At 37.4% G+C, this 15,684-nt stretch carries 7 protein-coding genes and 1 pseudogene; all 8 read left to right on the forward strand.

All coding sequences use genetic code 11. The features are described from left to right. Positions 1-811: 811 nt before the first annotated feature. Positions 812-3,177 (forward strand): annotated as a pseudogene (locus FSB73_RS27545) (right-handed parallel beta-helix repeat-containing protein); the annotation flags it as partial. A 657-nt stretch (positions 3,178-3,834) separates the two neighbouring features. Then, on the forward strand, positions 3,835-4,098 hold the full coding sequence (locus FSB73_RS27550; RefSeq protein ID WP_394344846.1) for a T9SS type A sorting domain-containing protein: 264 nt from the start codon (positions 3,835-3,837) through the stop codon (positions 4,096-4,098). Between the two features lie 463 nt (positions 4,099-4,561). Further along, on the forward strand, positions 4,562-6,760 hold the full coding sequence (locus FSB73_RS09585) for a fasciclin domain-containing protein (RefSeq protein ID WP_146781318.1): 2,199 nt from the start codon (positions 4,562-4,564) through the stop codon (positions 6,758-6,760). Between the two features lie 95 nt (positions 6,761-6,855). Further along, positions 6,856-10,176: a SusC/RagA family TonB-linked outer membrane protein gene (locus FSB73_RS09590; protein ID WP_225974672.1), complete on the forward strand. Its 3,321-nt coding sequence runs from the start codon at positions 6,856-6,858 to the stop codon at positions 10,174-10,176. Positions 10,177-10,237: 61 nt separating this feature from the next. Next, positions 10,238-11,734 (forward strand): RagB/SusD family nutrient uptake outer membrane protein, encoded by a 1,497-nt coding sequence (locus FSB73_RS09595; protein ID WP_146781320.1) that lies wholly within the window; start codon positions 10,238-10,240, stop codon positions 11,732-11,734. Between the two features lie 61 nt (positions 11,735-11,795). After that, positions 11,796-13,475, forward strand: a complete 1,680-nt coding sequence (locus FSB73_RS09600) for a fasciclin domain-containing protein (protein WP_146781324.1) — start codon at positions 11,796-11,798, stop codon at positions 13,473-13,475. 95 nt (positions 13,476-13,570) lie between these two features. Beyond that, positions 13,571-15,010: a fasciclin domain-containing protein gene (locus tag FSB73_RS09605; protein WP_146781326.1), complete on the forward strand. Its 1,440-nt coding sequence runs from the start codon at positions 13,571-13,573 to the stop codon at positions 15,008-15,010. Between the two features lie 4 nt (positions 15,011-15,014). Beyond that, entirely contained in the window at positions 15,015-15,680 is a 666-nt protein-coding gene (locus FSB73_RS09610; protein ID WP_146781328.1) for a TonB-dependent receptor plug domain-containing protein, read from the forward strand. Positions 15,681-15,684: the final 4 nt, after the last annotated feature.

The raw sequence follows: 15,684 nt of genomic DNA on the forward strand, positions 1-15,684 counted from the left end.
ATTTTGCGTGGCGAATCTTTGTATTCATTCATTGTTCAGCAAAACCGTTTTTCTTCTTGTAAATTAATCTGCTTAACAAAAATCCTCAAGAAATATAATTTATTTTAAAAAATCTAAAATAAGAGAATGTCTAAATTCTTACCTGCTACAATAATTGTTAGAATAGTGCCTACTTAGTTGAATTTCCATTATTTAAAATTTTATTTATATAGTCAGGCCTCACGGATTTTAACTCCAAAATCTAGTCGTGAGTATATGAAAAATGTTTTTTTAAGTGTAAGCAGGACAGTACAGGACGGTTAAATAAATTCAATGTTTTAATATTGTTATATAATTACTGTTAGTAAGTGAACATACCGTTAACTATGGCTACTTTAAATTTAAGGATTGATTAATTTTAAAACCAACTGGAATTAGAAATATTTCATTGTAAATAACCATATTGATTTACAATGCATTACGATGCAATTTTCTTGGTAGTGCTTTTATTTTACTAAGACGGGTATAATAAACAAAGATTTTTAAAAGTAGTTTAAAGATACTTGACTGCATCAAATTTAGTTTCTGGAAACTAAACCCACTTATGTTTCAGGACTTAGACTTAAGAATATTAAAAAGGTATGTTCAAATTGGCCTCAAAATATTGATCCTATTGGTTGATTGATAATAAAATCTGGAATTGAATTCAGGATAAATATTATTGATGTGACAAAGGATGAAATCTAGCTTTTGGGCAGATTTGAGTGGTTAGTTTTACCAATATATTGAAACTACAAATATTTAAATGAAAAGATTTTTACTATTTTCTTTAATGTTTTTATTGCTAGGGTTTAATGTTGTGAGAAGTCAACCCACAAACCCTGATGGAACCCACACGTATTTTGTTGCTACTAATGGTGATGATGCAAACGATGGTACGCTATCCGCTCCTTTCGCTACTTTAATGCAGGCAGAAAGTGTGGTAGTGCCTGGTGATACCGTCTATATCAGGGGCGGAAATTATGTTATACCAGCAAACCAGATTCCTGCAACTACAGACAACAGTGATTTATATTACGATTATAATTATTTTTCTAAAAAAGGTACCGCCCCGAAAAGAATCTTTTTTTGGGGTTATCAAAATGAAAGACCGGTATTTGATTTTACAAATGTCAAGCCTACTGGTCACAGAATTACGGCTTTTTATGTGACTGGCTCTTATTATTATTTTAAGAATTTTGATATTATCGGCGTGCAGGTAACAATTACTACGCATACGCAATCTGAATGTTTTCGCAATTATGGAGGCAATAACAACATTTTTGAAAACCTGTCAATGCATGACAATCAGGCCATTGGTTTTTATCTTACAAAGGGTGCGAATAACTTGATTTATAATTGCGATGCTTACAATAATTATGATCCTATTTCTGAGTCTGGGGCAGGAGGTAATGTTGATGGATTTGGCTGCCATCCAAATAGTACCGGAAGTACAGGAAATGTTTTTAGTTCTTGTAGAGCCTGGTTGAATAGTGATGATGGATTTGATCTCATTAATGCTTTTGCAGCAGTTACATTTGATAGCTGTTTTGCATTTTATAATGGGTATTCTAAAAATAAGGATGGAACTTTAGTGTCCAGAGGTGACGGAAACGGGTTTAAAGCTGGTGGTTTTGGAATGGGAACTATTACAAAATATCCTGATCCGATTCCCAGACACACCGTGGAGCGTTCGCTGGCATATTATAATAAACAATATGGTTTTTATGCAAATCATCATTTAGGGGGAATTAATTTTTACAATAATACTGCATATCAAAATGGCAAAAACTTTAATATGGTTAACAGAAAATCTGTTGCTGAAGCCGTAGATATCGCTGGTTACGGCCATCATGTCCAAAATAACATATCTTATTTACCTAGATCCTCTGGTGCGGACATTATAAATATTGATGAAAGTTCAGATTCTGCTAGTTTAAATACTAATAATTCATTTTCTGTCCCAATCAGCCCTAATGATAATGATTTTAATAGCCTTGATATTAATGAATTGACATTGCCACGTAAAGCAGATGGCAGTCTGCCCCATATGGACCTGTTCACGCTTAAATCGGACAGGTTTGTCGATAAAGGAATTGATGTTGGTCTCCCTTATGGTGGAACTGCACCTGATCTGGGTTATCGTGAAACTAACAGGACTGTATTGCCAACCGCGAATCTAGATGGAACCCATACTTATTTTATTGCTACGGATGGCAACGATGCAAACGTTGGTACTATCTCTGCTCCTTTTGCCACTTTAATGCACGTAGAAAGTCTGGTTATTCCTGGAGATACGGTGTATATCCGGGTGGACATTATGTGATGGCTGCTGATATGCAACCCGCTACCACAGATGGTAGCAGTGATTTGTATTATGATTATAATTATTTTGCCAAAAAAGCAAGTGCAGACAAAAGGATATATTATTGGGGATACCGAAATGAGCGCCCAATATTTGATTTTTCTAATGTTAAGCCTGTAGGACATAGAATCACTGCATTTTATGTTACAGGAAATTATTATTATTTTAAAAATTTTGAAGTAATCGGAGTTGAGGTAACGATTACCGGTCATACTCAATCGGAATGTTTCCGTAATGCTAGTGCAAATCATAATACCTATGAAAATCTGGCCATGCATGACGGGCAGGCAATAGGGTTTTATTTGTCACAAGGCATTGGCAATTATATTTATAATTGTGATGCTTATAATAACCTGGATTATACGTCCAATGATGGTACTGCAGGTGGTAATGTGGACGGGTTTGGCTGCCATCCCAGCAGTGCCGGCGGGACTGGAAATGTATTTAGGGGGTGTCGGGCATGGTTTAACAGCGATGATGGTTTTGATCTGATCAATGCTTTTGCAGCCGTAACTATTGATAGTTGTTGGTCCTTTTATAATGGCTATAGCACGACTATGGTCTCAGAAGGGGATGGCAATGGTTTTAAAGCTGGCGGGTTTGGGATGGATCTCTCTCCCAAAGTACCAACCGTCATCCCAAGGCACATTGTAGAGCATAGCCTGGCCTACTACAACAAACAAAGTGGGTTTTATAGTAATCATCACTTAGGAGGTGACGAATTTTATAATAATACCGCTTATAAAAACAATAGAAATTTTAATTTGGTTAATCGCAAATCGGCTACTGAGGCAGTGGATGTGCCTGGGTATAATCACATATTAAAAAATAATTTATCCTATAGCCCTAGGATTACAGATGCCGACGCGGTGAATATTGACGGATCTTCCGACTCAGCCAGCATTAATGTGTTTAATTCTTTTTCTATTCCACTCAGTCCTGTTGATGCAGATTTTAATAGTGTTGACGCAAGTGAATTGACTGCACCGCGTAAAGCTGATGGCGGCCTACCCGACATTCAATTTATGAGATTAAAAAGTGACAAGTTTGTAGATGAAGGTACAGATGTTGGTCTTAGTTTTAATGGTAATGCGCCTGATTTGGGCTATATGGAATCTGACAAGTCATCTGCCCTGCCAGTAGATTATATTAAACCATTAACGGCCAAAATTCTCAATACTAAGGCTGTGCTTAACTGGACAACAGCCATTGAGCATAATAATAATGGATTTAAAATTGAAAGGAGTCGGAATGGCCTTGCTAATTGGGAGGAGCTCGGATTTATTAAATCACATTTTGTACTGGGTAATGGAAGCGGTTTTGCCTACCAGTTCATAGATAGTCAAATAGACCTTAACCAGATTAATTACTATAGGTTGGGGCAAATTGATGTGAATGGTGAATGCCATTATAGCAATATTGTAGAACTACACCCCAAAAATAAAGATGATATGAAATCCTTTTCTCTTTACCCTAATCCTGTTACAAGCGCAAAAGGAAAGATGACCATAGTTTTTAAGGATTTATTAGAGGAATCCTCTATAGGCCACATTTATGATTTAAATGGCAGAGATGTTCAAAAATTTGAACTGGCCAGAGGAAATAAGGAGTATAAAGTTGATATTTCCAACCTTTCTACAGGGGTATATTTCATTAAAATAGCCAATAAAAAAGAAATATTAGGGCAAAACAAATTACTTGTTAATCAATATTAAAATTATTTTAAAAAAAAGAAATTTATTTTCGTTTTTAAAATGTTGATAGACAACTAAATAATATAAATTTACTGGTCTAATTGACATTTTATTAATAAGAGCAGCACAGTACAGGATGGTTAAATCTAAATGATATCTTAATATTGCTAACAAAGAGTTGTGAGCAATTAACAATGACTTTTTGAGGAGTTTTGACTGTTTAAAATGGAAATATTATCAGAAAATCGACAAAAGCATTCATGCTTGATTTAGGCAAATTGGAATAGATGGAATTAAAGATGTTTGAAGAGATATAGAATTGATTTAACAAAACAGTACTTTAATTACACTTATCTGGCCTCTTAATCATAAGTATTTGATTATGAAGTGGCTACGTTCGCTAAGAAATTAGTGCAGGGTGATTATTGTCTCTAGTTTAAAATGTAAACGTTTGAATATTAATTATTAATAAAGTATTTCAACAATGAGAATGAATACGATGACACGGGTGCGGATCTTGTTTTTTCTTTTTTGCGTGGTGAGCATCATGGCATGTCGCAAAAAGAGCTGGGATGAGTATTATGGACGCCCATCTACCCTTGCGCAACCTATTTATCAGGTGCTGGAGGCCAGAGGGAATTTCACTCATTTTCTTAAATGTATTGATAAATCTGGTTATAAGAGTACATTAAGTGCCGGCGGGTATTGGACTTGTTTTGCTCCTAATGATGATGCGTTTGAGAAATATTTTCAAGAAAATGGACTCAGTGGAGATGAGGCCATTGACTCGCTGACTGCGCAAAAGATTGTAAAATATGCCTTAGTTTACGATGCTTACCGCAAAGATGATTTGACTAATTGGCAGCAATCGTCTGGTCCCGATACCAGTATTGCCTATAAACGTAAAACCGCTTATTACAATTGGGTGAGTAAGGAAGGAGATTCCCTTATTTTGGCTGCTAACCGCAATGGATCCTACGTGGAGGCAGATAACAATAATAAGTACATACCCTATTTTATTGATAATTATTTTGCATATCAGGGGTTGTCAAGCTATGATTATAACTTTTTTTACCCAAAATCTACTTATAGTGGATTTAATGTTGCCAATGCATCAGTCATAACCAGCGATATACCTGCAGAAAATGGCTTAATTGATGAGATAGACCAGGTCATTGTTCCCTTACCGAGTCTGGAACAATATTTAAATTCAAGTGATGAGTACAGTGAATTTAGAAGATTGCTCAAAAAAGTAATCAGTTATCAATCTAATGCAAATATTACAGAACGAAATTATGCTTTGACTGGACACACAGATTCAGTTTATATTAAATATTATGATGCTGGCAATGTGTTGGGTCTGGCATTTTCGCCCAATAATGAAAATTACATGCTTGCTACTACAGACGCCCAAACGGATGGATACGGTATGGCGATTCCTACCAATGCCGCTTTAATACCTTATGAATCTCAGATTCTTGAACATTATAAAACTTTTGACGCGGCGCCACCAGCTGTTTTAATTGCATTGCTGAATGCCCATTTATGGACATCCAGTCCTTGGCCGAGTAAATTGCAATCTTCTACGAACAGCTCCTCCGAAACACCTACTTTCTCCCTGTCTAATGTAATAGACAAGAAGGTGTGCAGTAATGGATTCTTTTATGGAATTAATGCCGTACAACAGGCGAATGTATTTAGAACAGTTTATGGTAAACCATTTTTGGATCCGGCTTATACCTTAATGACCAGAGCATTGGATGCAGATATAAAATTTTCGCTAATCAATCCCGATCTTAAGTTTACCATGGTGATGATGTCCAATAAAACCCTGATTGATGCAGGATATAGTTATAATACGGATAGAGATGCCTGGGAATATCTGGTGCCAGGGGGCACCGTATCCAGCGGCTCCATTCCTCAATCCAGAATCAATCGAATTTTAGCAGCGTCTGTGTTTTTAACCCGTAATGGGGAAATGGATGATTTGTCCGGGGAGGGAATTGTAGAATCCTGGAATGGTGAATATGTACGTTATAAAAACAATACATTATTTGCAGGTGGAAATATGGATGATGGTACTGTGGTCCATATTGATAGTGTCGCCAATACGTTTAATGGAAAAGTTATTTATGTTGACGGCCTTTTGACCTTTTCAGAAGTGGCGATAGGTGCTCATTTAGGAAGGTTAGCCAATAGTGATCCCGACGATTATAGTGATTTCTTTAATTATTTGGTTAAGTCTACCATTTGGAGTAATTCAGATAGCACCATTACGGGTATGACAGCCGGAAGCCCCTATACGATTTTCGTGCCTTCTAATGCAGCTATTTCAGATGCTGTCCGATCAGGTTTGTTGCCAGGTAATGCGGCTACCGGAGAACCAAACTTTGCTCCATCTGTATTAGAAGATCAGCAAGCGGTGGTGCAGTTTCTTCAATATCATATATTGAATAAAAACCAGGTTGCTACAGATGGTAAGAAATCTGGTAATTATGTTACACTGTATTCAACCCTTGACGGGGATCCGACAAGTATTAAAATCACAAATTCTGTTGGTAATATGACCCTTACTGGCATGAGCGGAGATGTTGCACATGTAAAAGTAAGCCAAAGTAATGTGCTTTGTGATATGGCCATCATACATACAATTGATAAAGTACTGGATTTTAGAAGTGAATAAGCTTAATGTAAGTTGATTAGCAGCTTAGACTCATTATTTTGAATATGGTTAAAAGAATTATTCGCCGCGCGAGCGGAATACTTAAAAATATACGAATGAACAGGATTAAAAGAAAATATTCTTGCCCTTTAATGTTTGTTTTATTTACGATGATGGTATGCGCAAGTGCTCAGCTATTTGCGCAGGATGGAACTAAGCGAACAATTGTCAGAGGAAGAGTTATGGATGCGAAAACTCACTTGCCCTTGAGCGGAGCCACAGTTACGGAAATTGATCAGGATGATCGTACTGTAAATGGCACTGCGACGGACATTGACGGTAATTTTGCCCTGCGCGTGAATGATCCTGAAAAAAACCGTATTTCGGGAGCATTCATTAATTACAAACCGACTGTTAGAAAAATTAATGACAGTACAAATATTACGCTCTATTTGGTTGGGGGAGAAGCAGGATCATTAACGGATGTAGCAGTTACTGCTTATAACGATGCAGTGGACAATGGAACTGGGATGAAAACAAGGGAAAGGGATAATACGCTCGCCACGGCAAGCATACAACAAAAGGAAATTGAAAATCTTTCTTCTCCCAATATTGCAGCTGCATTGGAAGGGCGGCTGCCTGGTGTGAATGTCAGTGTTACAACGGGCGATCCGGGCGCTGGCTTGTCTATTCAGATTCGTGGAACCGCAACCATTAATGGTTCTGGCAATCCATTAATTGTAGTTGATGGGATGCCATATAGTACGACGATCCCAGAGGATTTTAATTTTGGGACTGCAGATGCTGAAGGATATGCACAGTTGCTCAATATTGCACCCTCAGATATTCAGGATATTACTGTATTAAAAGACGCTGCAGCTACAGCATTATGGGGTTCGCAAGCGGCAAACGGCGTGTTGGTCATAAATACCAAAAGAGGGAAAACAGGCAAACCTGCTATTTCTTACTCCTTTAGAGGAACTTTTAGTAAACAACCAAAGAGTATTCCTTTGTTAAGCGGAAATCAGTATGCAACACTCATCCCGGAAGAGGTGGCTAATGCTGGAGGTAATCCATTGGATATCAGCGCCAATAAAGAGTTTTCATTTGATCCACTTGACCCCTATTATTATTATAATTACAGCAATAATACCAATTGGATAGACGCTATAACACAAGCCGGTTATTCACAGGATCATAGTGTTTCTATGACCGGTGGAGGCGAAAAAGCAAAATATTATGCTTCGGTTGGCTATTTTCATCAGGATGGTACAACAATAGGGACTGGGTTGGATCGTATTACCGCTAAGGTGAATTTGGATTATAATGTCTCTCAAAGGATCAGAATCCGGACAAACTTTACTTATGCACACCTGAATCGACAATTGAATTTTCTGCCCAATAATTCAAATTCTTATAATATCAGAAGCATTGCCTATAATAAAATGCCCAATATGAGTCTGTTTGAATACGACATTTATGGTAATAGGTCACCTAATTATTTTACACCAATCTCAAACATCCAGGGACAGTACCCTGCTACTTATAATCCAGTTGCCCTGGCAGAAAATGCTAGTTCTGTTCAAAATGGCGACAGGATTACGCCCCAATTTCAATTACAATATCAGGTGGTTCCCAAAGCGTTAATTGCCACCTTTGATGTACAATTTGATATTAATAATTCCGGCTCCCATTCTTTTCTGCCACAAAATGCAACTGGACGCCCATTAAGCGAATCTATTGTCAATCAGGCCAAGGCGAGCGATGGAGATGCATATAGTGTAACCACTAAAACAAATTTTATCTATACACCGCTCAGTAACGATCATAATCATCAATTTCAGACTTTATTGTCATTGCAGACCAACGACAGTAAATCGAATGCGTATAATGTTTTAACGACCAATACCGCTTCTTCAGAATTTGAATATCCATTTAATGGCTCAATTGCGACCAATTCAGCAGGAGTATTGACTTCTACGACCTCCGAGGTAAGGTCAGTGGGAACCTTGTTGCAGGCACAATATGGCTGGATGGATAAGTATATATTGAATGCAGGTATCCGTATGGATGCAAATTCCAGATTTGGGCCAAATAACCGGTACGGGTTTTTCCCCTCCGTTTCTGCTCGTTGGCGTTTGTCCGGGGAGAATTTTATGAAAAAATATAAAAATTTCATAGATGACCTGAGTTTCAGAGCCAGTTATGGACATGCAGGTTCTGCTCCTCCTAATAAATCCATTTGGCAGTATTATAACACCTATTCTCCTTACTCCTATTCTTATTTAGGAGAGTCTGGTGTGTATTCCTCTAATATAGAACTCAGTAATCTGAAGTGGCAGACGCTGGTAGGTACTAATATCGGTTTCAACTTATGGATGTTTAAAAACAGAGTGCGTCTGGATTTTGAAGTTTATCGTAATAGAATTAAGGATATGTTCTATGATGCACTCACGATTCCTTCCTATACAGGATCTTCTACGATTCCAGCCAACGTTGGAAATATGGATAATCAGGGTTGGGAAGCACTGATCAATACCATACCATTTCAAAGTAAAAATTGGAAAATCGGCTTTGACCTGAACTTTGCACAAAATGAAAATATCATTCGTTCTATTTCAGAGTTCTATCCAAGGACGAATGTGACTAGCCTGAATACAAATGGGAAATATAAAACCTATCTTCAGGAAAACAATCCGTTTGGTTCTTTTTATGGGTTTAAATACTTAGGTGTATATAGTACTAAGGATGAAACTATTGCCCGAGACGCTAACGGGAACAAGATTACGGATCCTTTTGGCAATGAGCTATATATGCGCTTCCAATATCCTGCTGTGGACTATACTTTCCAGGCTGGGGATGCTAAATATGCAGATATCAATCATGATGGCAATATTGATGATAAGGATGTGGTTTACCTAGGCAATGGGTTGCCAAAAATTACTGGAGGATTTGGGTTAAATGTAACTTTCAAAAATCGATTGAAATTAATCACTTTCTTTGATTATAAATTGGATTATGATATTGTAAATGCTGCTGATATGGCAACCACAAATATGTATAGCTTTGATAACCAAAGTACTGCCGTGTTGTCTAGGTGGAGAAATCCAGGTGATGTAACAAATATGCCAAGAGCGTTATATCGAAAGGGTTATAATTGGCTGGGGTCCAGCCGTTATGTACAGAATGCGTCTTATGTCCGGTTACAAGCGGTCACTTTAAGATATACATTCCAGCCAAAATTATTAGATAAAATGAAAATCAGAAGTGCTGCGTTTTACGTAACCGTAGAGAATCTGTACACGTTTACCAAGTATAGAGGGCAGAACCCGGATGTTTCTATTATTGGCAATAATAGTCCGTTTGCCTATCCTGTGGATAATGCCTTGACACCACCGTCCAGAAATGTTCTGATCGGGCTTAATTTAAGTTTTTAATATGTGTAAAAATTGTTTAATCATTAAACCAGTCACCCGTTAATTAAAATACATGTAAATCATGACAAAGTATATAAAATATATTTTCTCGGCTACCATAATTATATTATTAGGCACAGCCTGTAATAAATGGTTGACCGTAAAACCACAGGATGGGCTGATTCGAGACGACTATTGGCAAACTAAGGAACAATTTGAGGCCGCTGTAGTGGGCTGTTATTCCAGTTTGCTGAACGGAAATTTGGTAACGGATTTATTCGCTTGGGGAGAAATCAGGGCGGATATGGTTACATCAACACTTCGCACACCGGATGACGCCGTTAATATGATGCAGGATAATATTTTACCAAGTAATTCATTTACAGATTGGTCTGCAATATATAAAGTTATTAATAATTGTAATACCGTTCTGCAGTATGGTCCAGATGTAATTAGCAGGGACGCTACCTTAACAGATTCCCTTCAGAATAACTATCTGGCAGAAGCACATGCACTTCGAGGTTTGATGTATTTTTATTTGTTGAGAACTTTTGGGGAGGTGCCTTTACAATTAACGGCAGTGTCAACAGATGCAGAAGTGCAGCAATTAGAGAAAAGCTCAAAGCAGGATGTTTATAATCTGGTTATGTCGGATTTCAAGTTTGCGGAACAGTATGCCGTCAGATCTTTTGGTAATAATGATAAAAATAAGGGAAGAATTACCAAATACGCAGTTTTTGCCATGGAGGCTGATGCATATTTATGGCAAGATAAATATGACAGTTGCGTGATCGCCTGCGATTCAGTGATCAATTCTGGGAGGTATTCACTTGTGCCGGGGACGACACAAACCGGATGGTTTAATGATTTATATTATACAGGAAATTCACCTGAAGGAATATTTGAGTTCCAGTTTGATGCGCAGGCACTCAACCCCTTTTATAATATGTTTATATCGTCGTCAAATCAATATGTGGCATCTACTGATTATTTAAGTCAAAATATATATGGGTTAGATCAGACAGGCCTGGAAGCTGATATAAGAGGTAATAACGGGTCATATGTGGGCACAAATGGCGTGATTTTAAAATATGCTGGTACGAATGCAGGAGAAGACTATACGTTAAGAACTTCTGATGAATCTTACGCGCATTGGATTGTTTACAGATATGCAGATGTGTTATTGATGAAGGCCGAAGCGCTTTGTTTTGTTAATCGTGGCCAGGAAGCACTTGATTTAATTAAATTGGTGAGAGATCGTGGCCAGGCAATTGATTTAACCGAAAAAGCGCCAGATCCGTCTGCAACAGATGATATTGCTAAGTATGTTTTGGATGAAAGAGCTCGGGAATTTTCCTTTGAGGGAAAAAGGTGGTTTGATCTATTACGATATGCAAAGCGGAATAATTATCAAAATCTAAATGAATTATCGTCGGCCGCAATTGTAAATGCCCCGGCAAATATGGTTCAAACGATTCTCAACAAATATAAGGATGTAAATAGTCTTTATCTCCCAATAAATGCAGATGAATTATTGGCAGACAAAAAATTGGTCCAAAATCCTTTCTATACGAATTAGACGAAAAAAAATTGAAGGATAATTTATATAAAAGAGTCCTTAAGTAATTAAATTTTTAAGCATGAAAAGATTATATAAACAAAGAATCTGCCTGACGCTTGCGGTATTATTATTATTTGGAAGCATCTGGTCCAGTTGTAAAAAGGTGCCGATCGTCTATTCGACAACCAGCGATGTGAATATAGTTGGTTATATAGATCAACATTTGGATTCTTTTTCGCTGTTTAAGCAGATGTTACAAGTTACAGGTTATGAAGGCTTTTTGAGCGCATACGGAAGCTATACGTTATTTTTACCGACAAATTCGGCAGTGGAAACTTATTTGAAAAGCAGAAATAAAGACTCTGTAAATCAAATGAATGTGGATAGCCTGAAAGGTTTATTAAAATTTCATTTAATTGCCGATACCGTCTATACCATTTCTTTTACTGATGGCAAATTGCCTTATTTGACAATGTATGGACAATACCTTGTTACTGGAGCGACCAATACCAATGGGTCTACTTTTTATAGAATAAACAGGCAGGCCAATATTATAGAAAGTAATCTCAGAGAAGGTAATGGTGTCATTCATGTAATCGATCATGTTTTGGAACCTGCGACAAAAACTTTGGCTGGATTAATCAGTTCAGATCCAAACTATTCTATTTTTGCCGATGCATTAAAGGCTACTGGTTTGTACGATTCTCTTAATATTGATGCGAATTTAAACAAGGATACAGCCAATGCCTGGATGACGGTTTTCGCACAATCTGATTCTGTATTTAATGCGAATGGCATTTATTCTTACAATGATTTGAAGGATAAATATTCTAACACAGGTAATCCAAAGGATCCGGCAGATAGTTTGCATTTATTTGTGGATTATCATATAGTTAATCGTGCAAATTATTTAGCTGATATCGTTTCCTCTACGTCCTATACAACTTGGGCCCCGTTTCAGGCAGTGACCATAAAATATACAAATGATTCAATTTTATTAAATGATGACGAATTTAATGGTGTACATGAACAGGGCGTGCAGATTGCCAGAACTGGAAGTGATTTATCGGCGACAAATGGAGTCATTCATAAGCTCACAGGTCTGCTATATATAAAGGAAAGGTCTCCGTTTGCTGTTTATTGGGACGTGTGTAAGTATCCTGAGATTATGAATCTGCCAGCATACTATCAAAAGCAAAGCTATAATTACCCTTGGGATCAGGTTCCTTCCTTTATTACGCCGGCAGACGGTAAAACGTCCAGGCCTCAGATTGCTTATGTAGGGGGTGCGGGTGGAAGCAGCCCAACAGTTAATTATGATTACTTGGACTTACAAATGGGTAATAACCGTATGGCCTGGGTTGAACTTAAAACGCCATTGCTTGTAGCGGGAACCTATAAGGTTTGGATTTGTTGGAGAACGGCGGGAAAGAGTCAAATTTTACAAGTTTCTGTGGACAGTACTATCATGCAAAGAACTTTTAACAAAAGTACTTATTTACCTTCTGGAACAGATGCTGTTTTGGAGGCGCAAGGCTGGAAACATTACACGACTTACACCAATAATACTGTTCCGGGTTACCTGGTGGGAACAGTTAATATTCAAACTACTGGACAGCATACCATAAGATTTACGGCGCTTTCAGGAGGAGATAATGGTTTCTGGTTAGATATGGTTCAATTTATACCATCTGAGATGGATCAATTATGGCCAAGATTTGACCAGGATGGAATAGCACATTACAGTGCGGATGAATAAAGGGCTAAATGTCGTTTATTGATTATTGAAAAAAACGGCCGCTAATTTTCTGAGCGGCTTAAGGTGAACAAGTTTTAAACAAGAAACTGAAAATAATGAAAATTTATAGACTGACCATATCTTTGATCTTAATGCTGTTGGTAATGTATTCCTGTAGGAAAGATCAATGGGATAAAAGAGAATTGGTAACAGATACTTCTGGTACTGAGACGCTTTTGGATTTAATTAAAGCTGATACAGGCCTGAGCGAATTTGCTAAGTATCTTGAGAAGACTGGATATGACAAAACCGTGGCGTCTTCGAAGACTTTTACGGTTTGGGCTCCAGATAATGAAGCATTTCGGGCCGTAGATCCGGGGTATCTTGAAGATTCCACGAGTTTAAAATTAATGATTGGGAATTGTATTGCCAACCAGACATTTTATACGAAGGAAGCCAAGGATTCAGCTATCAGGATCCGTACCTATAGTGGTAAACGCGTCCTTTTTACAGGGGACTCACTCAATGATATCGCCTTGATTAAAAAGGATATTCATGCTAAAAATGGTGTGTTGTTTACAATGGGGTCGGCATTTAAACCTCAGGATAATGCATTTGAATATCTAAGGGATAATTATTCAAACAGTTTATTATTTGGTTATCTTAAAACCCTATTTTATAGCTCGAATATAGATAGTTTATATAGAGACTCTTTGAAAACAGCAAATGCTATCATTCCCTCCTTGAACACCTATATGCGTAAGGTGAATATCAATAGTGAAGATTCTTTGATGACCTATATTATTCTAACAGACCAGGCATATAAGACAGAAATGTTTAAACTGGCTTCTTATTTTATGGATTCGACTCTAGAGATCTCAGACAGCTTGAGAGGTTGGAATATTGTCAAGGATTTGGCGATAAATGGAGTATATGAACCTGGATCAATCCCTAATACCTTATATTCAACAAAAGATAGTTTGGCCATACATTTAAATTCGAGTCAAATTGTTAAATCAGTAAAAGTAAGTAATGGGATCGTTTATGTGGTGAACTCGCTAGATTATGATTTGGCTACAAAAATTAAACCCGTCACTATTGAAGGAGAACGTTTTTTTGATCGTTTAGATAATACAAAGAGCTATTCTATTCGTAAGCGTAGGGATCCCTCTACAGACTCTATTTTCCATGATCTACTTATAGAGAATTTCGGGATTTCTTCTTACTGGGTCAGGTATCCGGTAACATTGAATGCAGTGACTTATAAAGTCTACTGGCGCGCCGTTAATGATTTTCAAACAGGGACCTTTCCTATGATGCTGGCTTTAAATCATCATATAGACACGGCATTTGCTGATCCTAAAAATATTCCATTTGACTTTACTTTGCCATATACAAATGTGGATCTGCTAAATTATAATGATGTTTATATTGGTGAATTTACACCAGCTAAACATGGATTAGAGGACTTGTTTTTGATTGGCAATAATGTCACATCCAATGGAAAGAATACAATTGTCTGTGATTATATTAAACTGGTACCTGTTCTAAATTAATATTATGCGTCGATTTAATAAAATAAAAAGATATTTACCCTTTTGCTTATTGGGGACTACGTTATTGGTATCCCAGGTTAGCGCACAAAATGCTACAGTCAAGGATAATTTGTCTAAAACCACCCAAGTAACTGATACAATATTTGTAAAGGGAATTGTAAGAATGGCAGCTAACCATAAACCAATCGGGGGTATTTCAGTCAGTGTTCCTGGTTATTCAGCCGCCATTACCGGTGATGATGGTTCCTTCAGAATTGCCGTGCAAGACCTGGAATCTGTTTTGTTTATGTCTGGTGAAGGTGTACAGGTAAAACAAGTGCCACTCAGGGGTAGAAATAATGTAACGGTTGATATGTACGATCCGGGATTTATCTCGCAGTATGAACCTATGTCGTTATTATTTGGAAAGTCTCCAAAAAACTTTGTGCCTTATGCTGTCCAATCATTTAATACCAATGATAAATGGAGCCAAAGTGTAACAGAAACGCCAGATGGGTATTTACAAGGACGAATTGCAGGTCTGAATGTTATCAGGCATTCTGGTACTCCAGGTATTGGAGCCAATGTGACTTTAAATGGCTATACTTCGTTAAATGCGAGTAATCAGCCATTGATTGTAGTGGATGGGTTATCTATGACAATACTGAATATGGCCATTCCCTTGTTTTAGGGAA

It is taken from the genome of Arachidicoccus ginsenosidivorans (assembly GCF_007971385.1).
In the GTDB taxonomy this organism is placed as follows: Bacteria; Bacteroidota; Bacteroidia; order Chitinophagales; family Chitinophagaceae; genus Arachidicoccus; species Arachidicoccus ginsenosidivorans.

Coding starts and splice junctions, on each gene's coding strand:
- FSB73_RS27550 (WP_394344846.1), top strand. CDS start 3,835: ATGAAATCCTTTTCTCTTTACCCTAATCCTGTTACAAGCGCAAAAGGA.
- FSB73_RS09585 (WP_146781318.1), top strand. CDS start 4,562: ATGAGAATGAATACGATGACACGGGTGCGGATCTTGTTTTTTCTTTTT.
- FSB73_RS09590 (WP_225974672.1), top strand. CDS start 6,856: ATGAACAGGATTAAAAGAAAATATTCTTGCCCTTTAATGTTTGTTTTA.
- FSB73_RS09595 (WP_146781320.1), top strand. CDS start 10,238: ATGACAAAGTATATAAAATATATTTTCTCGGCTACCATAATTATATTA.
- FSB73_RS09600 (WP_146781324.1), top strand. CDS start 11,796: ATGAAAAGATTATATAAACAAAGAATCTGCCTGACGCTTGCGGTATTA.
- FSB73_RS09605 (WP_146781326.1), top strand. CDS start 13,571: ATGAAAATTTATAGACTGACCATATCTTTGATCTTAATGCTGTTGGTA.
- FSB73_RS09610 (WP_146781328.1), top strand. CDS start 15,015: ATGCGTCGATTTAATAAAATAAAAAGATATTTACCCTTTTGCTTATTG.